20 protein-coding genes are annotated in these 18,760 nt (G+C 73.6%); 7 read left to right on the plus strand and 13 right to left on the minus strand.

Features of this window, described 5'->3' with window-relative positions:
- Positions 1 to 21: 21 nt before the first annotated feature.
- On the minus strand, positions 22 to 399 hold the full coding sequence (gene trxA, locus U5C87_RS05230) for a thioredoxin (RefSeq protein ID WP_330475573.1): 378 nt from the start codon (positions 397 to 399) through the stop codon (positions 22 to 24).
- 157 nt (positions 400 to 556) lie between these two features.
- On the opposite strand from trxA, the gene U5C87_RS05235 reads away from it, so the two are divergent.
- Positions 557 to 730: a hypothetical protein gene (locus U5C87_RS05235; protein WP_330475574.1), complete on the plus strand. Its 174-nt coding sequence runs from the start codon at positions 557 to 559 to the stop codon at positions 728 to 730.
- Positions 731 to 793: 63 nt separating this feature from the next.
- Here U5C87_RS05235 and U5C87_RS05240 read toward each other — a convergent pair whose 3' ends face one another.
- Complete coding sequence (locus tag U5C87_RS05240) at positions 794 to 1,348, minus strand: hypothetical protein (RefSeq protein ID WP_330475575.1); 555 nt, start codon at positions 1,346 to 1,348, stop codon at positions 794 to 796.
- Between the two features lie 122 nt (positions 1,349 to 1,470).
- On the opposite strand from U5C87_RS05240, the gene U5C87_RS05245 reads away from it, so the two are divergent.
- Complete coding sequence (locus U5C87_RS05245; protein WP_330475576.1) at positions 1,471 to 2,703, plus strand: AGE family epimerase/isomerase; 1,233 nt, start codon at positions 1,471 to 1,473, stop codon at positions 2,701 to 2,703.
- A 12-nt stretch (positions 2,704 to 2,715) separates the two neighbouring features.
- On the opposite strand, the gene U5C87_RS05250 is transcribed toward U5C87_RS05245, so the two are convergent.
- Together U5C87_RS05250 and U5C87_RS05255 are read right to left on the minus strand one after the other, a co-directional pair.
- Positions 2,716 to 3,657 carry a phosphotransferase enzyme family protein gene (locus U5C87_RS05250; protein ID WP_330475577.1) on the minus strand — a complete coding sequence of 314 codons (942 nt, stop codon included), beginning with the start codon at positions 3,655 to 3,657 and terminating at the stop codon, positions 2,716 to 2,718.
- Between the two features lie 30 nt (positions 3,658 to 3,687).
- On the minus strand, positions 3,688 to 4,266 hold the full coding sequence (locus tag U5C87_RS05255; protein ID WP_330475578.1) for a hypothetical protein: 579 nt from the start codon (positions 4,264 to 4,266) through the stop codon (positions 3,688 to 3,690).
- 169 nt (positions 4,267 to 4,435) lie between these two features.
- Here U5C87_RS05255 and U5C87_RS05260 point away from each other — a divergent pair, with 169 nt between their 5' ends.
- Genes U5C87_RS05260 through U5C87_RS05270 form a run of 3 tightly spaced genes read left to right on the plus strand, consistent with a single transcriptional unit; the run spans position 4,436 to position 6,449 of the window.
- Complete coding sequence (locus U5C87_RS05260; RefSeq protein WP_330475579.1) at positions 4,436 to 4,816, plus strand: YciI family protein; 381 nt, start codon at positions 4,436 to 4,438, stop codon at positions 4,814 to 4,816.
- Between the two features lie 5 nt (positions 4,817 to 4,821).
- Positions 4,822 to 5,208, plus strand: coding sequence for a YciI family protein (locus tag U5C87_RS05265; RefSeq protein WP_330475580.1), 387 nt, complete (start codon positions 4,822 to 4,824; stop codon positions 5,206 to 5,208).
- On the plus strand, positions 5,205 to 6,449 hold the full coding sequence (locus U5C87_RS05270) for an RNA polymerase sigma factor (RefSeq protein ID WP_330475581.1): 1,245 nt from the start codon (positions 5,205 to 5,207) through the stop codon (positions 6,447 to 6,449). Before U5C87_RS05265 ends, U5C87_RS05270 begins: the two co-directional genes overlap by 4 nt.
- 24 nt (positions 6,450 to 6,473) lie before the next feature.
- On the opposite strand, the gene U5C87_RS05275 is transcribed toward U5C87_RS05270, so the two are convergent.
- Positions 6,474 to 7,757: an MFS transporter gene (locus tag U5C87_RS05275; protein ID WP_330475582.1), complete on the minus strand. Its 1,284-nt coding sequence runs from the start codon at positions 7,755 to 7,757 to the stop codon at positions 6,474 to 6,476.
- Between the two features lie 52 nt (positions 7,758 to 7,809).
- Positions 7,810 to 9,009 carry an acetylornithine deacetylase gene (gene argE / locus U5C87_RS05280; protein ID WP_330475583.1) on the minus strand — a complete coding sequence of 400 codons (1,200 nt, stop codon included), beginning with the start codon at positions 9,007 to 9,009 and terminating at the stop codon, positions 7,810 to 7,812.
- Between the two features lie 119 nt (positions 9,010 to 9,128).
- Between argE and U5C87_RS05285 the strand changes: the two genes are divergently transcribed.
- Positions 9,129 to 10,199, plus strand: coding sequence for an Lrp/AsnC family transcriptional regulator (locus tag U5C87_RS05285; protein WP_330475584.1), 1,071 nt, complete (start codon positions 9,129 to 9,131; stop codon positions 10,197 to 10,199).
- A gap of 33 nt (positions 10,200 to 10,232) precedes the next feature.
- On the opposite strand, the gene U5C87_RS05290 is transcribed toward U5C87_RS05285, so the two are convergent.
- The gene (locus tag U5C87_RS05290; RefSeq protein WP_330475585.1) at positions 10,233 to 10,817 is read right to left on the minus strand and encodes a helix-turn-helix domain-containing protein; all 585 of its coding nucleotides are present in this window, start codon (positions 10,815 to 10,817) and stop codon (positions 10,233 to 10,235) included.
- Positions 10,818 to 10,865: 48 nt separating this feature from the next.
- Between U5C87_RS05290 and U5C87_RS05295 the strand changes: the two genes are divergently transcribed.
- Positions 10,866 to 11,801 (plus strand): class I SAM-dependent methyltransferase, encoded by a 936-nt coding sequence (locus U5C87_RS05295; RefSeq protein ID WP_330475586.1) that lies wholly within the window; start codon positions 10,866 to 10,868, stop codon positions 11,799 to 11,801.
- A gap of 40 nt (positions 11,802 to 11,841) precedes the next feature.
- Here U5C87_RS05295 and U5C87_RS05300 read toward each other — a convergent pair whose 3' ends face one another.
- The 6 genes from U5C87_RS05300 to U5C87_RS05325 are packed head-to-tail and all read right to left on the minus strand — an operon-like array spanning position 11,842 to position 18,756.
- A complete protein-coding gene (locus tag U5C87_RS05300) occupies positions 11,842 to 12,309 on the minus strand; it encodes a GNAT family N-acetyltransferase (RefSeq protein WP_330475587.1) in 468 nt (155 codons plus the stop codon).
- A gap of 41 nt (positions 12,310 to 12,350) precedes the next feature.
- Positions 12,351 to 13,748: a hypothetical protein gene (locus U5C87_RS05305; protein ID WP_330475588.1), complete on the minus strand. Its 1,398-nt coding sequence runs from the start codon at positions 13,746 to 13,748 to the stop codon at positions 12,351 to 12,353.
- Positions 13,741 to 14,355, minus strand: coding sequence for a hypothetical protein (locus U5C87_RS05310; protein WP_330475589.1), 615 nt, complete (start codon positions 14,353 to 14,355; stop codon positions 13,741 to 13,743). The genes U5C87_RS05305 and U5C87_RS05310 overlap by 8 nt, the downstream gene beginning before the upstream one ends.
- Positions 14,352 to 16,163, minus strand: coding sequence for a vWA domain-containing protein (locus U5C87_RS05315; protein ID WP_330475590.1), 1,812 nt, complete (start codon positions 16,161 to 16,163; stop codon positions 14,352 to 14,354). Before U5C87_RS05315 ends, U5C87_RS05310 begins: the two co-directional genes overlap by 4 nt.
- Complete coding sequence (locus tag U5C87_RS05320) at positions 16,160 to 17,167, minus strand: hypothetical protein (protein WP_330475591.1); 1,008 nt, start codon at positions 17,165 to 17,167, stop codon at positions 16,160 to 16,162. Before U5C87_RS05320 ends, U5C87_RS05315 begins: the two co-directional genes overlap by 4 nt.
- The gene (locus tag U5C87_RS05325) at positions 17,164 to 18,756 is read right to left on the minus strand and encodes an ATPase (protein ID WP_330475592.1); all 1,593 of its coding nucleotides are present in this window, start codon (positions 18,754 to 18,756) and stop codon (positions 17,164 to 17,166) included. The genes U5C87_RS05320 and U5C87_RS05325 overlap by 4 nt, the downstream gene beginning before the upstream one ends.
- Positions 18,757 to 18,760: the final 4 nt, after the last annotated feature.

An 18,760-nucleotide genomic window follows, 5' to 3' on the forward strand; every position in this document is an offset into this window, starting at 1 on the left:
GGGCTCCTGGGTGTCGTCGGGTCAGGCGGTGACGTCGTCGGACTGCTGGGCGGCGACCTGGCGACGCACGTCGTCCATGTCGAGGCCGCGGACGGCGGTGATGACCTGCTCCAGGCCGGCTGCCGGCAGGGCGCCGGGCTGGCTGAAGACGAGGATGCCGTCCCGGAAGGCCATCAGCGTCGGGATCGAGGTGATCCGGGCCGCGGCGGCCAGCTGCTGCTCGGCCTCGGTGTCGACCTTGCCGAAGACGATGTCGGGGTGCTGCTCCGACGCAGCCTCGTAGACGGGGGCGAACATGCGGCACGGGCCGCACCATGACGCCCAGAAGTCGACGAGGACGATCGGGTGCTCGGAGATCGTGGTGCCGAAGTCGGCGGCCGTGAGGGTCTGGGTTGCCATGGGGGCTCCTTCTCTGTGGTTCGACCTATACCCACCGGGGTATCCAACGACAGACTTCGCGTCGATGTTCCCGGTTGGCTGCCGCGGCGACGTCGGTATCGTGAACGCAGATCGATACCCCTATGGGTATAACGAGCGAACTTCAGGAGAGACCACCATGTGCCGAGCTACCACCTGCAGGACCTGCGGCAAGACGACGTGGGCCGGTTGCGGTCAGCACGTCGACCAGGTCATGCGCAACGTGCCCTCGGGCCAGCGCTGCCCCGGTCACGCCCCGGCCGAGAAGGCCTCGGGCTCCGGCTTCCTCGGCCGCTTCCTCGGTCGCGGCTGACACCCGTCGCACGCGGCGAAGTCTGAGACGAGCCGAGCCGAGCCGAGCCGGGCCCAGCCCGGCTCAGCCGAGCGCGGCCACCTGCGCCTCGACGATCTCGGCGAGCTGTGGCCACCGGATCGCCTCGGACCGGCCGCCGAGCGCCGCGACGACGACGGTCTGCCTCGCCACGCACCACACGGTGAGGGTGCGCGAGTGCTCGCCGTCGAGCAGGAACGCCTGCTCGGCCGCCTCGACGTGGGTCGTGCCGGAGATGGTCGGCGGCGCCACCGTGCGCAGCTCGCCGACGTCCGAGAGCCCCTTGGACTGCGGCATCGTCCGCGGCAGGCCACGCAGCTCCGTCAGCCCCGCGCGCGCGTCCTCGGGTGACGCGAACGGGATCACCTGGATGAAGAGGTCCGCGCGGCCGACCTCCTGGTAGCCGCGCACGCTCGTGACGGAGCGGATGGCGCGCGCCCGGGTGATGGCCTCGCTCGTGCTGCCGCTCGCGCCCGTGCGGTAGGTGCGTCCGCCGCGTGCGGCCCACGGTCCGCCGGGGAGCTCGCCAGCCGCGAGGCAGGCGTTTCGCGACCCGATCGACCTGACCTGCGCCAGCATGACCCGTCCGATGTTCGTCACGCGGTCACGATATGCCGCGCACCGCCGCGAACGTCCGGACGTGCGGCACGGCGTTGCGGGAGGATGGCTGGGCCGCGGTCCCGCACCGGCGGCCAGCCCGAACCGACCTGACGAGGACGACGATGCCCGAGACGCCCCACCCCGAGAGTGCACCCCGACTCCCGGAGACCGAGGTCAGCCGCCTCGAGCACGCCGCGGCCCGGCTCGTCGACGTCGCGACCCACTCGCTCGACCCCGCGGGCGGCTTCGGCTGGCTCGACGACGCCGGCCGGGTCACGCCGGGCCGTCCCGCCGAGACGTGGGTGACGTGCCGGATGACCCACACCTTCGCCCTCGCCCACCTCCACGGCGACGAGCGCGCCGCCGACCTCGTCGACCACGGGGTCCGCGCCCTGCGCACGACCCTGCACGACGACAGCAACGGTGGCTGGATGTCCGTCGCAGGCCGGCCGGACGGCGGCAAGGAGGCCTACGCCCACGCGTTCGTCGTCCTGGCCGCGGCCTCCGCGACCGGGTCGGGTCACCCCGACGGACGGGCCCTGCTCGACGAGGCGCTCGGCGTCATGGACGAGCGCTTCTGGGACGAGTCCGAGGGGCTCGTCGTCGACCAGTGGGACGCCTCGTGGAACCTTCTCGACCCGTACCGCGGCGTCAACGCCAACATGCACACGGTCGAGTCCTTCCTCGCGGCCGCGGACGTCACCGGCGACCGCCTCTGGCTCGACCGGGCGACCCGGGTGCTGACCCGTGTCGTCGACGGCTTCGCGCGCTCGCACGACTGGCGCCTGCCCGAGCACTTCGACGAGCAGTGGCGCCCGCTCCTCGACCACAACGTCGACGACCCGGGCCACCCGTTCCAGCCCTACGGCGTGACGATCGGCCACCTCATCGAGTGGTCGCGGCTCGCGCTGCACGTGGGGACGGCGCTCGGCGCCGAGGCCCCGGCGTGGATCCCCGGCGCCGCGCGCGACCTCTACGCGGCCGGGGTGCAGCACGGCTGGGACGTCGACGGCGCCCCGGGCTTCGTCTACACGACCGACTTCGAGGACCGGCCGGTCGTGCGCGAGCGCATGCACTGGGTCGTCGCCGAGGCGATCGCCGCCGCCTGGACGGTGCACCGCGCGACGGGCGAGGCGGGCTACGCCGAGGACTACGAGCGCTGGTGGGCGTATGCCGTGCGCCACCTCGTCGACGAGCGTGACGGCTCGTGGGTCCACGAGCTCGACGAGCACAACGAGCCCTCGAGCCGCGTGTGGTCGGGACGTCCCGACGTCTACCACGCCTACCAGGCCACGGTGCTGCCGCTGATGCGCGAGGCGTCGAGCTTCATCGGGGCCGCGCGCGGCGGCTGGTGAGGCGCGTCGTCGTCAGGTGACGGCGGCGAGCACCCGGTCGATGCGCGGCAGCGTCACCGGGTCCTCGGGGATCTCGAGGAACCACCGGGCGAGGCGCTCGCGCTCCGACTCGCTGCTCGCCCCGACCCAGCGCGAGCACGCGAGCTGACCGATGTGCGCCTGCTCGGCGACGAGCATCGTGAAGTGCCCGCGCCTGGTCACCCGTCCCGGACCTCCGGCGTCGCGGTAGGCCCGGTGCAGCAGGCGGGCCCGAGCCGGGTCGTCGTCGCCGAACTCGAAGAGCACCATGGCGAGCTCCTGGCTGGGGTCGGCCGGCCCGAGGTTCTCGAAGTCGATGACGCACACCCGCCCGTCATGGGTCGCGAGCACGTTGTCGGCCCAGAGGTCCCGGTGGCAGAGGATCGGCGACTCGTGCGGCTCGATGACCGACTCGACGGCGACGAGCTCGTCGACGAGCGCCCCGAGCTCACCGGCGAACGGGGCGCCCTCGTCGACGACGCGCTGGTGCACCTCGCGCCAGCGCTGCTCGCCGAAGCCGGTCGCGAACCAGTTGTCGACGCCCTCATCGGTCGGTCTGCCGGCACGGTGCAGGGCCGCGAGCGCCTCGCCCACCGCGACGGGGTCGAGCCGGCGCGACCGGGGCTGGAGGTCGACCCACTCGAAGACGCGAACGGCCGTGCCGTCGACGGTCGTGGCCACGTCGCCGGACGGGGTGCGCCGGACGGCCGGCGTGAGCACGCCCTCCTCGCGCGCGGCGTCGACGAGCTCGGCGCCGCGTGACAGGTCGTCGAGGTCGGGCGTCGCGAACCACTCCTTGACGGCATGGCTGCCCTCACCGGTGTCGAGCCGCCACACCTGGCCGAGCTGTCCGCGTGCGACCGGGCCGGTCAGAGTGGCTGCGCCACCGAGGTCGTATGCGTCGGCGACCTCCTGCGCCGAGGTGACCCTGAGCACCGGGTTCCCTTGCGTCTCAGTCGGTTCCGTTCACGGCAGCAGTCGCCAGACGGCGACGCCCACCGTGACGACCGCGAGGGCCAGGGAGGACCATCCGAGCGCCGAACGTCCGGCGCGCCCACGACCGAGGAGCAGCAGCAGCGCGGCGAGCACCGAGAGCACCGCGGCGACGACGGTCTCCTCCGCGCCGAGATCGATGGTGCGGATGAGGATCGTGTCGGTGAGGCCGTAGCGGGTGAGGTAGCCCAGCACCCGGATGAGGAAGAAGACCCACCAGCCGACGGTGACCCAGAAGAGCGCGACGCCGATCTGCCCGAGCAGCGGGTCGACGTCCTCGCCTGCGACGCGGGCCGTGGTGCCGGGCGTGCCCGGCCAGACCGGCTGCCCGGCATACGGGTTCGACGGGACCGGAGGCACAGAGGGCACGGCCGGTGAGGACGCCGTGGGCTGCGCGGACGGGACGGCGACGGGCAGCTCCCGCGTCGGGTCGAACACCGGGATGGCCTGCGTCGGTGCGGGCCCGCGCTGGACGTTGGGCACCGGCACCGTGAACTGCTCGTCGGGCGGGGGTGGCCCGCTGGACCCGGCCGGACCGGGGGGCTCGCTCATGGCGACAACGTACCCCGCGGTGGGCGGCGTGGCGCCGATGCCGCCGCGACCGGGACTTTTCCGGAAAGGTGTCGTATCGGGACGTGGTCGTTCGTGGACCTCGTGTGCGGCGCTCGCCGCACGCGAGGGAGCCGAGACGGCCCTCGCCGACGACCAGGAGGAGACGAACATGCCCGAGTACCTCATCAGCTTCAACGACGAGTGGGTGCGGGAGCACACCGAGGACGAGATCGCGGTCAAGGGGGACGCGAGCAGGGCCGTGGTGCGCGAGATGCGGGAGCAGGGCGTCCTCATCTTCAGCAACGGCGGCCTCGATGCCGACACGGCGATCTTCAGCGTCGTCGCCGAGGACGGCAAGCCGGTCTTCACCGACGGTCCCTTCGTCGAGACGAAGGAGCACCTCGGCGGCTTCTGCGCCATCGACGTGCCCGACGACGAGACGGCCCGCTACTGGGCCGGGCGCCTCGCCGTGGTCCTCGACTGGCCGCAGGAGGTCCACCGTTTCCGCGGTCCCGGCATGGCCCGGGACGACGAGTCCGGGAAGGCGTGAGACCGATGGCCAGGTACCTGCTGTCCGTGTTCGGACCGGCCGAGCCCACCGAGTTCGGGCCCTACCCCTCGCGCGAGGAGATGCTCGAGGCGTTCGCCGACACCGGCGCCTTCAACGACCGGCTCGAGCGGGAGGGCCGCCTCGTCTTCGCCGACGGCCTCGAGCCGGCGACGACCGCCACGACCGTCGACGGCCGGGGCGAGCGACCGGCCTTCACCGACGGCCCCTACCTCGAGACCAAGGAGCACCTCGGCGGCTTCTGGGTCATCGAGGCCCCCGACCTCGACGTCGCCCTCGCGCTCGCCGCGGAGGCGTCCAAGGCGTGCCGCGGCACGGTCGAGGTGCGGCCGTTCCAGACGCCCGCGTCGGTCCAGGCCCTGATGGAGCCGTGAGCGACCCCGCCGTCGAGCAGGCGATCGCCCGGGTCCACCACGAGGAGTGGGCGCGGGTGGTCGCCGGCCTCGCCCGCCGCTTCGGCGACCTCGACGTCGCCGAGGAGGCCGCGGCCGAGGCGTTCGCCGTCGCCGTCGAGCGATGGCCACGGGACGGCATACCGCCCAACCCCGGCGGGTGGCTGACGACGACGGCGACCCGACGGGCGATCGACCGGCTGCGCCGCGAGTCCCTGCGCGACGCCAAGTACCAGGCGGCCCTCATGGTCCACGACGACACCCCCGCCGAGCCGACCGGCCCGGTCCAGGACGACCGGCTCCGGCTCGTCTTCACGTGCTGCCACCCGGCGCTCGCGATGGAGGCGCGCGTGGCCCTGACGCTGCGCCTGCTCGGCGGGCTCACCGTCGCCGAGATCGCGCGCGCCTTCTTCGTCCAGGAGACGGCGATGGCGCGGCGCATCACGCGCGCCAAGGGCAAGATCGCGGCGGCGCACATCCCCTACCGGGTGCCGTCCGCCGAGGACCTCCGCCAGCGCGTCACCGGCGTGCTCGCCGTCGTCTACCTCGTCTTCAACGAGGGCTACCTCGCCGGCGAGGGGGACGACGCCGTCCGGGTCGACCTGTCCGACGAGGCGATCCGCCTCGGCCGGCTGCTCCACGACCTGCTCCCCGACGACGGCGAGGTGGCCGGGCTGCTCGCCCTCATGCTCCTCACCGACGCCCGGCGCGCGGCGCGGGTCTCGAGCACCGGCGAGCTGGTGACCCTCGACGAGCAGGACCGTGGCGCCTGGGACCGGGACCTGCTCGCGGAGGGCCGGGCCCTCGTCGAGGAGCGGCTGCGGGTCGTCGCGGCGGGCGGCGAGAGGCCGGGGCGCTACCAGCTGCTGGCCGCCATCAACCTCGTGCACACCGACGCCCCGACCGCACGCGACACGGACTGGTCACGGATCGTCGCCCTCTACGACGCGATGGCGCGACTCGACCCGTCACCGGTCGTCCGGCTCAACCGCGCCGTGGCGGTGGCCGAGCTCGACGGACCTCTCGTCGGCCTCGCCGAGGTCGACCGCCTGGGCGACGTGCTCGAGGGCTACCACGCGTTCCACGTCGCCCGGGCCGAGCTGCTGCGTCGGCTCGGTCGCAGCGGCGAGTCGCGGACGGCATACGACCGCGCCATCGAGCTGACCGGCAACCCGGGCGAGCGTGCCCACCTCACCCGGCGACGGGACCAGCTCGTCGGGTGAGGCGGGCCGCACAGATGGGCGCTCCTAGCTGGCGTCGTAGCGGCGACGGGCCACGGCGAGCCCGACGAGCGAGATCACGGCGACGGCCATGTAGTAGACGCTGGGCGCATTGAGCGACCCGGTGAGGCTGATGAGCCAGGTCAGCACGAGCGGCGCGATCCCGCCCATCACCGTGACGCCGACGTTGTAGGCGACCGAGACACCCGTGGCACGCACGTCGCGCGGGAAGAGCGTCGTCAGCAGGGCCGGCAGCGGGCCGAAGTAGAAGGCCATGATGACGCCGAGGATCCCGATCGAGACGACGAGGACCGGCACCGTCGGCGAGGCGATGACCACGGCGAAGAGCGGCCAGGCGAGCACGAGCGCACCGACGGCCGCCCACGTCATCACCCGCGCCGGACCGACCCGGTCGGCCAGACGGCCCACGAGCGGCACACCGACCATCGTCACGATGCCCGCCACGACGCCGCCGAGGTAGGCGGCGCTCGCCGGGACCCCGAGGTTCTTCACGGCATACGTCGGCATGAAGAGGATGAGGTAGACCGAGATCGTCGCGACGCCGACGCAGGCCGAGCCGGTGAGCACGCGGCCCAGGTGCTCGGTGAAGGTCGCGCGGATCGGCGCCTCGTGCGGGGTGCTGTCGGTGAACTCCTTGGTCTCCGTCAGACGGGCCCGGATGTAGAGGCCCACCGGGCCGATGAGGCAGCCGAGGATGAACGGGATGCGCCAGCCCCACGAGTAGAGGTCCTGCTTGGACAGCTGGTTGAACAGCACGTAGCCGAAGGCCGAGGCGAGGAACATCGAGATGCCCTGGCTCGCCACCTGCCACGAGGCGTAGTACGCCTTTCGGTGCGGGGCCGTCTCGACGAGGAACGTCGTGGCGGAGCCGAACTCGCCGCCGGCCGAGAAGCCCTGGACGAGACGCGAGATCAGGATGAGGACGCCCGCCCAGGCGCCCACCATGGCGTGCGTCGGGGCCGCGGCCATGAGGATCGTGCCGACCATCATGAGCAGGAGCGTCAGGGTCAGTGCCTTCTTGCGCCCGTGGCGGTCGCCGTAGCCGCCGATGATCATCCCGCCGAGCGGTCGCACGAGGTAGGAGATGGCGAACGTCGCGAAGGTGAGGATCAGGCCCAGCGTCTGGTCGCCCTCGGGGAAGAAGTTCTCCGCGATGACGATGGCGAACGACGCGTAGACGATGATGTCGAACCACTCGAGGGCGGCACCGATGGAGCTGCTGAGGACGGCCTTGCGGGCGTCCGCCAGCCGCTCGGGAGTCACCTCCGTGGGGGTGGCGGTCAGGGTCATGGTTCTCCTTCGGTCCGGCGTGGGCGTGGGCGTGCGGGCGTGGGGTGGGTGGTCAGGCCGTGAGGTGGCTGATGAGCCGGTCGACCAGCTCGTCGCAGCGCTCGATCTGCTCGAGCGCGACGAACTCGTCCGGAGCATGGGCCTGGGCGATGTCGCCGGGGCCGCAGACGACGGTCGGGATCCCGGCGCGCTGGAAGAGCCCGGCCTCGGTGCCGTAGGCGACCTTCTCCTCACTCGCGGCGGCGCCGAGGCCGGTCACGAAGTCGATGACGTCCTCGTCGTCGGCCGTGTCGAGCCCGGGCGCCTGGGCGCCGATGGAGACCTCGACGCGGGCGTCCGGGTTCTCCTCCCGCATGGCCTCCTCGATGCGGCGCGCCTCGGCGCGGAACGCCTCGACGGTGGCGTCGACGTCGACGGCCCCGACCGCCCGGAACTCGAAGGTGAGGGAGCACTCGGCGGGCACGGTGTTGACGGCGATGCCGCCCTGGATCTGGTTGACCGTGGCGGTCGTGAAGGGCACGTCGTAGTGCTCGTCGAACGGGCCGTCCGCACGGAACCCGTCGGCGACGCCACGGACGAAGCGGACGAGCTGGGCGGCATACTCGATCGCGTTGACGCCGTGGGGAGTCCGCGACGAGTGGGCCGCGACGCCGTGGAAGACGACCTCGATCATCGTCAGCGACTTGTGCCCGCGGATGACGCGCATGCTCGTCGGCTCGCCCACGATGCAGGCGCGGGGACGCAGCCCGCGCGCGACGATCTCGTCCACGAGCGAGACGGCGCCGACGCAGCCGACCTCCTCGTCGTAGGAGAAGGCGAGGTGCACCGGCTCGCTGAGCGGGGTGGTGCTGAGCCGCGGCACCGCGGTCATGACGGAGCCGATGAAGGCCTTCATGTCGCACGTGCCCCGGCCGTAGAGGCGGCCGTCGCGGATCTCGGGGACGAACGGCTCGCTCGACCAGTCCTGCCCGTCGACCGGCACGACGTCGGTGTGCCCCGAGAGGACGACGCCTCCGGTGGTCGTGCCGTCGGCCGCCGGGAAGGTCGCGAGGAGGTTGGCCTTGGTGCCGTCCTCGTTGGCGACGAGGACCGGCTCGACGCCGTGCGCGCGCAGCTCGTCCGCGACGAGGTCGATGAGCGGCAGGTTGGTCTCGCGGCTCGTCGTGTCGACCTGCAGCAGCCGCGTGGTCCAGTCCAGGCTGGCCGGCTGGGTGGGGTGCGAGGTCTCGCGGGTGGTGCCAACGGACGGCATGCAGCTCTCCCGGGTCGTGGTCCGAATGCGGCACTTGAGGTGTTCCGCACTGGTGACCGAGGATGGCAGGCATGCCACCGAGAGGCCGCTCGACGCAGGATGACGCGACGCGTCATGAGATGACGCAGGATTCCGCCGCCCGCGCCGACGAGCTGGACCTGGCGATCGTCAACTGCCTCCAGCTTCAGCCACGCGCCTCGTGGACCCTCGTGGGCCGGGCGCTCGACGTCGACCCCGTCACGGTGGCCCGCCGGTGGCAGCGCCTCTCCTCGGCCGGCATCGCCTGGGTGTCGGGTCGGGCGACCGGTCAGGGGCGCCCCGAGTCGTGCCTCGCCGTGGTCGAGCTGAGCTGCAGCGCGGCCGAGACGCTCGCCATCGCGCGGCGCGTGACCGAGCTGCCCCACGTGCTCAGCGTCGAGCACACGTCCGGACCGCGCTCGCTGACCATCCTCGTCGAGGTGCGCGACCTCGCCTTCCTCTCCCGCTTCCTCCTCGAGTCGGTCGGGACGATCCCGGGCGTCGTCGCGACGAGCAGCCACGCGGTGACCAAGGTCTACTCGATGGGCGACCACTGGCAGCTGCACGTGCTCGACCCTGCGCAGCAGGCCATCATGCTGCGCGGGCAGCAGCCCCGCCTCGACGGCCTGACGTCCGAGCAGGCCGACCTGGCCCGCGGCTACGACCCCGTCGACCGGCAGCTGATCCTGCTGCTCGGCGAGGACGGTCGTATGCCGGTGGCGACCATGGCCGCGCGCGCCGGGCTCAGCGAGAGCACCGTGCGGCGCCGTGTGGCGGGCCTCGTCGGCAACGGCAGGGTCGTCCTGCGTTGCGACATGGCGCTGCCCGACTCGGGCTGGCCCGTCATCAGCTGGCTGTGGGCCTCCGCGGATGCCGGTGACATCGACGCCGTCGCGATGACGCTGCGCCGCCTGCCCGGCATCCGCGTGTGCTGGCGGATCTCCGGGGGTGGGCCCAACCTCATGCTCGCGCTGACGACGCACTCGCTGCACGAGCTGTCGCAGGTCGAGGCGAGGCTGGCCGCCGAGGTGCCGCAGATGACGATCCACGACCGCTCGATGGTGCTCCGCTCGATCAAGCGGATGGGCCGCGAGCTCGACCTCGACGGCCGCAGCATCCGCTCGGTGCCGCTCGACATCTGGGCCGACACGGGCGACCGACCCGAGCGGTGACCTCCCGCGTCCTCGGGCGCGGCCGTCCCCGCGCTAGGGGTGGTCGTGCCCCTCGCTCGCGTCGAGATGGGCGCGTCGGCCCTCCCGGTCGAGCACGACGATGACCTCGACCGGCCCGTCGACGGCCGTGATCGCGTGCGGCACCATCGTCGAGAACTGGGCCGACTGCCCCTCCTCGACGAGCAGGACGCGCTCGCCGAGGTGCAGCCTCGCGGTCCCCGACAGCACGGTGAACCACTCGTGGCCCGGGTGCACTCCCGGCGTGCTCGTGCGGCGGCGGGCCGTGATTCGCATCTTCGCGACGACGAGGCCGTGCGGCTCGTCCTCGCGGGTGAGCAGCCACGTCGTGTGCCCGTGGGCGGCGTTGCGCCGCGGGTGGATGACGACGTCGTCCTCGCTCGTCAGCTCGACGAGCTGGTCCACGCTCGTGCCCAGCGCGCGAGCGATGGGGCTGAGCTGGTCGATGGCGATGCGTCGGTGCCCGGTCTCGATCCGGCTCAGGGTCGAGGCGCTGAGGCCGCACCTGGCCGCGAGGGCGTCGAGGGACCATCCGCGGGCCAGTCGGAGGCCGCGTACCCGGGCGCGGATCACGGCATCGAGGTCGAGTTCTTGCGTCATCGGCAAGATCGTATGCCGTGTGCGCAAGGCCGTCGTAGCGTGGCCGTCATGACGCACCCCCATCACGAGCACTCCGGTCACGAGCACGCCGGTCACGAGCACGCGGCCGCCCGGCTCTCCCACGACGACCTGGCCTCCGAGGCGGAGAGCGCCGACCTGCTCGACCTCGACGGTGAGGTCCTCGCCGCCAACTGGGGCCGTGCCCTCGACCGGGTGATGGCCGCCGTGACTCCGGCGCTCGCGACTGCGCGGGAGTCGGGGGCTCGGGTGCGGGTCGTCGACCTCGGGGCCGGGACCGGCACGGGGGCGCTCGGGCTGGCCTCCCGGCTGGCCGGGGCGATGGTCGATGCGGAGGTCGTTGCGGTCGACGTGTCCGAGCCGTCGCTCGAGCGCGTCGCCGTCAAGGCGCAGGCCGCCGGTCTCGGCGACCGGGTGCGCACCGTGGTGGCCGACCTCGACCGGGGCTGGCCCGACCTCGCGCCGGTCGCCCTGACGTGGGCGTCGATGTCGCTGCACCACCTCGCCGACCCGGTGCGCTCGCTGTCCGAGCTGCGCCGGATCACCTCTCCGGGTGGGCTGCTCGCCGTCTCGGAGTTCGTCGAGCCGGTCCGCTTCCTGCCGGAGGACCTCGGCACCGGCCGACCCGGCTTCGAGAGCCGGGCGCTCGAGGTGCTCGGCTCGGTGCACGCGGAGGCGCTGCCGCACATCGGGGCGTCGTGGGCCGCGCTGCTCGCCGAGGCCGGCTGGACCGTCGTCGACGAGCACGACGTCGTCATCGACGAGCGGTCGCCGGAGCACCCGCTCGCCGGCGCCTACGCCCGCGCCTGGTTCGCGCGGCTGGCGCACGGTCTCGACGGGCGCCTCGACGCCGACGACGAGCGCACCCTCGCGGCGCTGCTCGACGACTCCGGCCCGCACGGACTGCTGCGGCGCGCGGACCTGCACCTGCACGGCACACGCACTCTCACGATCGCGCGAGCCTGAGGGCGCGAGCGGTGCGAGCCGCCCGCGCCACCCGGTCGCGTCAGGCGCGCCGCTCCATCCGGTTCTCCGGGGGCTCGTCGGCCGGCCAGTCCTCCGGGACGCCCACGTCGACGAAACCGGCCCGCTCGTAGGCCGTGCGGGCGCGCACGTTGTCGCTGCGGACCATGAGGCAGGTCCTGCGGTCCTGGGCGGCGGCCCAGTCCACCACGGCCCCGATGAGCTGCGCGGCGGTCCCGGTGCCGCGGGCCTCCGGGGCCACCCACATCGAGATGAGCTCGACCCAGTCGTCCCCGTCCGGCTGCCCGCTGACGACCCCGACGTCACGGCCGGACTCCTGCGCCACCAGGTTCAGCGGCACTTGAGTCAGGCGGTCCCGCCAGCGCTCGACGGGCGCGTCGACCCAGTCCTCGTGGCGCGACCCGAAGGCCGCCGGGGCATCGGCGAGAGACGCCAGCCGCACCTCCCGGAAGCGCTCCCAGTCGTCGGGTCCGATCCGCGTGATCTCCACCCGGCGAACCTAGCGAACCGCGGCGGTCCCGGCGCACTCCTTTACGGCGTCGACAGCGTCGACAGCGCGCTCGCGAAGCGGCGGGGCTTGCCGGGACCGAGGTCGGCGGCATCGCCGACCTGCTTGACGGCGACGGGGCGGTCGAGCAGCACCTCGAGCGCACGGCGCAGACCCTCGCCCTCACCGCCGAGGCAGCGCGCCGTGACGGCACCGTCCGCGTCCTGCTGCACCGACCACGCCCTGACGCCGAAGCGCTGGAGCTGCTGGGTCAGCTCGACGGACTGCACGCGTCGCCCGTCGCCCGCCGTGAAGACCACCGCCGAGCGACCCTCGAGACCGACGATCCGACGGTCGGCGCCGGTCCCGACGAGCGCGCCGCGGTCACCGGTGCGGTAGCGCAGGAGCGGCAGGTAGGGGTTCTCCAGCGACGACACGGTGAGGTCGCCCGGCACACCGTCCGGCACGGGGTGGCCGCTGTCGTCGACGACCTCGACCCACATCCGCCGCGGCACGAGCACGTGCCCGGCCCCGGCAGCGGTCTCGCAGGCGACCGGCCCCACCTCGCGCAGCCCGTAGAGGTCGAGCACGGGCGCGCCGAACGCCGACTCGAGGTGGGCGCGCGCCGGGGTCGCGAGGTCGACGGCACCGGAGACGAGGGCGAGCGGCGAGCGCGGGAGGTCGAGGGCGGCATACGTCTGCAGGGTGAGGGCGGAGCCCGTGACGACCTGCGGGTCGACCGCGGTCAGGAAGGCCCGCCGCGCGTCGTCGTCCGGCCAGGCCGACGGGTGGAGGCTGACGCGCGACATCGACTGGCCGCCGCGCAACGTCATGGCCGACGCGTACGTGAACGCCTGCTCCTGGTCGACGACGCTGAGCAGGCCCATGCGAGAGGGGTCCTCGCGCCACTGCACCCCGACGCCGGCGAGGAGCAGGTCGAGCAGGGCGAGGTCCTTGGCGATGTCGACGGGGTGCCACGGGATGACCAGCGCCGAGCCGCTCGAGCCCGAGCTCGTGCCCTGCACCACCCGGTCGAGCGGCACGTCGACGGGCACGAAGTCGGCCACGCCGCGGGCGAGGTCGGCGCGGGTCGTCGTCGGCACGTCGGCCCAGTCACGGATCCCGAGCCGCCGCAGGTGCGGCACGACTCGGGCCAGCCGCTCGGTCTCGGCGAGCAGCCAGTCGGGTGGCTGGCCCGTCGCCGCTGCGGCGATCGCGGGCACGTCGCGCGCCCACTCCGCGATGGTCGTGTGGTCGGCGTCCGTGAGCAGGTCACCGCACGCGTGGCTCCAGGCGGGGGCGTATGCGTGGTGCCGGAGGGCGTCGAGGCGCTCGCGTCCGCCGTGGTCGAGGGCGGGGAAGCGCTCGGCGTCGGAGCGCACGGCCGCCCCCATCGGCTCGTAGCCCGGGAGCGCGGTCGGGCGCGAGACCGGTTCAGACATGGGTGTACTGCGCCGCCGCCTCCTGGGCGCGCTTGTCGGCCAGGGCCTTGGCGAGCTCGGCGGCACGCTGCTGCTCGAGCGCCGCGAGGCGCAGCGCGTCGGACCGCAGGCCTGTGCTCACCGACTGCCACCGGTCCTCGGACTGCGCGTGCGTCTCCCCGCGGGGACGGATCGCCAGGCAGCGCAACAGGGCTCGCACGACCTCCTCGTGGCGGTCCGGGTCGTCACCGAACCACTGGCGCAGGGGCACGACGCCGACGAGCGCCGTGAAGTGCTCGATGCCCGCGGCGGTGTCGACGGGGGCTCGCGCGTCGAGCACGGGTCGCAGCGACGGCTCCATCACGAGGTGGGCGGCGACCTGGGCCGCGAGGCGCTCCGGCAGGGCAGCGCCGCCGAGACGGCGCACGGCGGACAGGGCGTCCGCCTCCACGGGAGCGCCCGTCACGAGCTCCAGGGCGTCGCGCAGCACGGCCTCGGTGACGACCTCGGGTCGCAGGAACGCCTGGGGCGTGGCGACGAGCCGGTCGGTGAGGGTGCGCAGCCACGGGCCCTCGTCGGAGTGGGCGAGCGGCTGCTCGAGCGGGTTCGGGGCGGTGCGGTCGGTCATCGGAGGGTCCTCCTCGGGCCAGTGTCCCAGTGCCGGCGGGCGAAGTGGCGGGCCAGCGTCACGACGTCGTCGAGTCCGGCGACGGCCTCCACGACGTAGTCGCCGGCCATGGTGCGGGTGCGCTCGGCAACCTGGGGCGCGACCCGGAGCACGAGGGTGCCGCCCCCGCCGGCGTGCTCGAGCGCCCGCGCGGCGGCGGTCTCGAGGCCGGCGTCCTGCCCGCGGCCGAACATCGACTCGACCCCGTCGTCGGAGATGACGGCGATGTGGCAGCGGCGACGCGTCGACCGCGCCGCCGGCAGCCCGTCGTGGGCGGCGGCGAGGCCGTGGAGTGGGAAGCTCGTGCCGCCGCCGTGGTAGGTCAGCAGGGCGGTCATCAGCCGGTCGCGGTCGGTGCCGAGGTCGCCGCTCGAGGTGACCTGCCCCGGGCTCGACCAGCTCGTCACGCGCACCCGGGCCCCGGCGCGCAGGGCGGAGAGCACGAGCACCGCACCGCCGAGGACGGCGGGCGACACGAGCCCACGCGGGTCGGGCATCGAGCCGCTCGAGTCGACGTAGAGGTCGAGGTCGACGGGACGCTCGACGGGGTCGAGCCCTTCGGCCGCCTCGACGACCCGGCGCTGGGTCGTCATCCCGGGCAGCACCGTGGCCGAGCGCAGGGTCGTGCCGGTCCAGTCGAGGTCAGTCAGGTCGTCACCGAGCTCCCACGTCTCGAGCCCCTGCAGCTCGGGCTCGCTCACGGGCTGCTCGTGGTCGACCGGGAACGGCACGAGGTGGCGCCGGGCTCGGGCGACGTACCAGTCGACCGCGGCGTCGCGGGTGGTGCCGAGGGTGGCGTAGAGCGTCGCGAGGTCGGCCGGCCCGAAGACCTGGCCCGACCCCTGGCCGGTGTCCTGGGCCTCGCCGTCGGCCGTCCCCGGCGCGCCGGCGCCACCCGACGCGGGCGCCTGGCTGTTGACCCGGGGGTCGAGCGCCGGGTGCACGGGCAGGTCCGCGAGAGAGTCGTCCTCGGCGACGTCGGGCGCCGTGCCGGCTCCGCCGGTCACCCGGCACGGACCCTGCAGCCCCGCCTCGGTGGGATCGGGCAGCCACCGGCGCATGAGCGCCGCGAAGCCGCCCGCACCGCCCACCGCGTCGCGCGCGAAGACCCGCGCGTGGCGGGCCAGGAAGCCGGCGTCTACCTCCTCCTCCGCGCCCAGGGGTGGCACGAGGCTGCCCCTGGGCAGCGACCACAGGAGCTCGTATGCCCTGAGGTAGATGTCGAAGTACGTCGCCTCCGTAGGTGGCTTGCCTCGCCCGGTTGACCGGGTGGTGTCCACTGCGGACGCAGGCTCGGCCTGCTGGGCGGCGACGGTCCTGCGCGAGGCCCGGTAGGGCGCGGTCATGTCCAGCCCGGACAGCCGCGTGAGGCGGTCGTTGATGAGCAGGTCGGTCCAGAGGTTCGAGACCATCGGGGCGTCCGCGTCACGGTCGACGAGCCCGCGACGGCAGCGCTCGACGATGCACGCCCGTCCGGTCGCGTCGGCCGGCGCGAGCACGTGGTGGCCGATCTCGTGCGCCAGCACTGGTACCGGGATGTCCTCGATGCCGAGACGGACGACGGCGCGCAGGTCGATCGTCGCCCCGACGGCGTCCATGTCGAACCAGGCGAAGCTCGTCGTGCCGGGCGGGTCTGCGGGGGTCAGGAAGCGCGGCTCGCCGAGCCGCAGGGACGGTCCCCAGCACTCGAGGGCCGCGGGCCAGGCTGCGCGCCAGCGGGACTCGAGCCCGACCCAGTCAACGGCATCCACCCGGGCGGTGACCGTCACGGCGTTGCTCCGCCGTCGGCGACGAGCAGCAGTCGGTGGCTCGACCGCCGGCTGACGAGGACGACCCCACCGGCGCGCACGGCCCCGGTCACGTCGTCGCCGTAGCGTTCCCACGACGCCTGCCGGGGCGCCGGCGCCGCCGCATCGGAGTCCGGCTCGCTCTCGTCGGGGAGCACGGCCTCGCCGAACGCGTCGGTGAGCACCGTCCAGCGGGTCTGGCCCGACACGACGCTCCAGCGGTGCCCGTCCCCGCCGGTGACGACCGGCGGCAGCAGCCAGGCGCCGCCGAAGCCCCGGAAGGCGCCGATCGGTCGCTCCACCACCGGCCCACCCCAGGCGCAGGGCGTCTCGGCATTGCGGGCGAGCAGGTCGGGGACGTCCTGACCGGGCTCGGCCCGCAGGACCGCACCTGCCACGGCCTCGGGCAGGTTGGGCACGAGCGCCCTCGCGGCGGAGCGCAGCCGCACGTGACCGGCCCGCCAGGCCGACACGGCGCCGACCTCGCGCACCCGGTCGTCGGTGAGCGGCACGCCGGACGGCCAGGCCGCCAGTCCCGCCTCTATGCCGCGCGCCCAGTCGGTGGCGTCAGCCCGACCGGACACCTGCGCGGCCGCGGTGACGAGGTCGTCGATGACGAGCGGTGTCACGGTGCGCAGGTCCAGGCGCAGCGCCGGCACGACCCACTCGAGCACCCAGCGGGAGACCGACCCCTCGCCGAATCGCCCTGCACCGACGAGGGCGACGACGGAGCGCGCCCAGTGCGTCGCCCACCGGTCGACGACCGGCTGCGCGACGGCCGGTCCTGCGCCGCCCTGGCGCGCGACGAGCCGGTCGAAGCCCGGCCCCACCGCCCGCAGGCCCTCGGCCAGCGCACCGTCCGACGCCCTCCCGGCCCGGGCCACGTCGAGGTCCCGCGCCAACGTGCCCGAGACCCGCCGCAGGGCCGCAGCCCAGAGCGGCGCCGGCTCGGCCGCTCCGCCCGGCCCCACGGCATACGTGCTCATGACGACCAGCGCAACCAGGAGAGGTAGTTCGTGTAGCGCTGGTGGAGGTACTTCAGCGTCAGCGCGTCGTCGAAGGTGTGGCCGTAGACCTTGCGCTGTGCGGCGATCGACGTGAGCAGCCGCCCGACGTGGGTGATCCGGGCGCGCACCTCGTCGGCGCCGAGCCCGTCGAGCCCCCGGTCGAAGAGGGCGAGGGCGTCACCGACGGGGTCGTCGCGGTCGAGGCCGCCGGCGTCGAACTGCCGGCACGTCGTGTCGAACATCGCGTGCAGCCACGACACCCGGTCGAGCCGCAGCGCCGCCGTGTCGTCCTGCTCGAACACGCGGGCCTCGGTGTCCATCGGCAGCTTCTGGAAGAGCACGAAGGGCAGCACCGCGCGCACGTGGTCGACCCCGACGGCGTCGTCGCCGCGGAAGAGCGCCATCGCCTTGCTGTAGAGCACGAGCGACTGGAGCGCGCGCACCGAAAGGCCCGCGGTCGTCTGGGTGCCGACGTCGCTGAGCGCATCGCGGCCGGTGTCGTCCTGCTGCACGAGGTGCGGGTCGACACCGGCGAGCCGGGCCGTGTCCTTGGTGCGGTACTCGAACTGGCTGCCTGCACGCTCGAGGTACTCGAACTGCCCCGCGAAGTGCTCGATCCGGCGCAGCACCGGCCGCGGGATGGGCACGTCGAGGACGGCCCGGTGCAGCCGGTCGTGCTCGGCCTCGGTGAAGACGATCGAGTCGGGCACGACGTCCTCGGGCCGCACGCCGCGCTCGGCCCGGGCCACGAGCGCCGACAGGAAGCGGTTGTTGAAGGGCAGCGCCGCGACGACGACGTCGATGCGGTCCCGGAGCGCGTCGATGACCTGGTAGGTGCCGCCGCCCGCGTCGTCGTTGGCCGTGAGGTACCACGCGCTCGCGCCGGTCTCGTAGACCTGGTCGAAGGTCTCGACGTAGCCGTCGGCGAGCACGGTGAGCAGCGCCGACTGCGTGCGCGTCGGGATGCGGTTGTACTCGTCGACGATCTTGACGCGCATGCCCAGCCACGAGCGCCACGCGACGTCGACGTCCGACAGCTTCTCGGCCTCGACGAGGTCGCGCGGCAGTGGGGTGCCGAAGAGGTCGGCCACGGTCAGCTGCGGGTGTCCGTGCTGCATGCCGCGGCGCATCTCCGTCGGCGTGTAGCCGGCGAGCACGCCCATGAGCAGGGCGCTCGCGGTCTTGCCACGGCCCGGGCCGCCGACCATGAGGCAGCGCCCGCGCACCATGAAGGTCAGCAGCGGCATGAGCACGTAGCTCGAGTAGGACTGCCCGCTCGGCAGCGTCAGCTCACCGCGACTGTCCCCCAACGGGATCCGCTCGCTGGGACCGTCGTGGAACTCGACGTCGTAGTGCGGGCTGATGATGGCGTGGTTCGTGATCCAGAAGTACGCCTGACGCAGCTTCTCGTCGAGCGGCGGCCCCGCGTCGGGCGTGGCCCCGCGGGACGTGCCGTAGAGGTCGGTGAGGTCGAGCTCGTCCGTGTGCCGCCCGGCGGCGCCCGGGCGCGTCGGTGCGTTCGAGACGTGGCCGAGCCCCGTGTGTGCCTGCTCCCCTGACGTGGTCACCCGT

It is taken from the genome of Terrabacter sp. C0L_2, from assembly GCF_036352015.1.
In the GTDB taxonomy this organism is placed as follows: domain Bacteria; phylum Actinomycetota; class Actinomycetes; order Actinomycetales; family Dermatophilaceae; genus Terrabacter; species Terrabacter tumescens.

Coding starts and splice junctions, on each gene's coding strand:
- trxA (WP_330475573.1), bottom strand. CDS start 399: ATGGCAACCCAGACCCTCACGGCCGCCGACTTCGGCACCACGATCTCC.
- U5C87_RS05235 (WP_330475574.1), top strand. CDS start 557: ATGTGCCGAGCTACCACCTGCAGGACCTGCGGCAAGACGACGTGGGCC.
- U5C87_RS05245 (WP_330475576.1), top strand. CDS start 1,471: ATGCCCGAGACGCCCCACCCCGAGAGTGCACCCCGACTCCCGGAGACC.
- U5C87_RS05255 (WP_330475578.1), bottom strand. CDS start 4,266: ATGAGCGAGCCCCCCGGTCCGGCCGGGTCCAGCGGGCCACCCCCGCCC.
- U5C87_RS05260 (WP_330475579.1), top strand. CDS start 4,436: ATGCCCGAGTACCTCATCAGCTTCAACGACGAGTGGGTGCGGGAGCAC.
- U5C87_RS05265 (WP_330475580.1), top strand. CDS start 4,822: ATGGCCAGGTACCTGCTGTCCGTGTTCGGACCGGCCGAGCCCACCGAG.
- U5C87_RS05275 (WP_330475582.1), bottom strand. CDS start 7,757: ATGACCCTGACCGCCACCCCCACGGAGGTGACTCCCGAGCGGCTGGCG.
- argE (WP_330475583.1), bottom strand. CDS start 9,009: ATGCCGTCCGTTGGCACCACCCGCGAGACCTCGCACCCCACCCAGCCG.
- U5C87_RS05285 (WP_330475584.1), top strand. CDS start 9,129: ATGACGCAGGATTCCGCCGCCCGCGCCGACGAGCTGGACCTGGCGATC.
- U5C87_RS05290 (WP_330475585.1), bottom strand. CDS start 10,817: ATGACGCAAGAACTCGACCTCGATGCCGTGATCCGCGCCCGGGTACGC.
- U5C87_RS05295 (WP_330475586.1), top strand. CDS start 10,866: ATGACGCACCCCCATCACGAGCACTCCGGTCACGAGCACGCCGGTCAC.
- U5C87_RS05305 (WP_330475588.1), bottom strand. CDS start 13,748: ATGTCTGAACCGGTCTCGCGCCCGACCGCGCTCCCGGGCTACGAGCCG.
- U5C87_RS05310 (WP_330475589.1), bottom strand. CDS start 14,355: ATGACCGACCGCACCGCCCCGAACCCGCTCGAGCAGCCGCTCGCCCAC.
- U5C87_RS05320 (WP_330475591.1), bottom strand. CDS start 17,167: ATGAGCACGTATGCCGTGGGGCCGGGCGGAGCGGCCGAGCCGGCGCCG.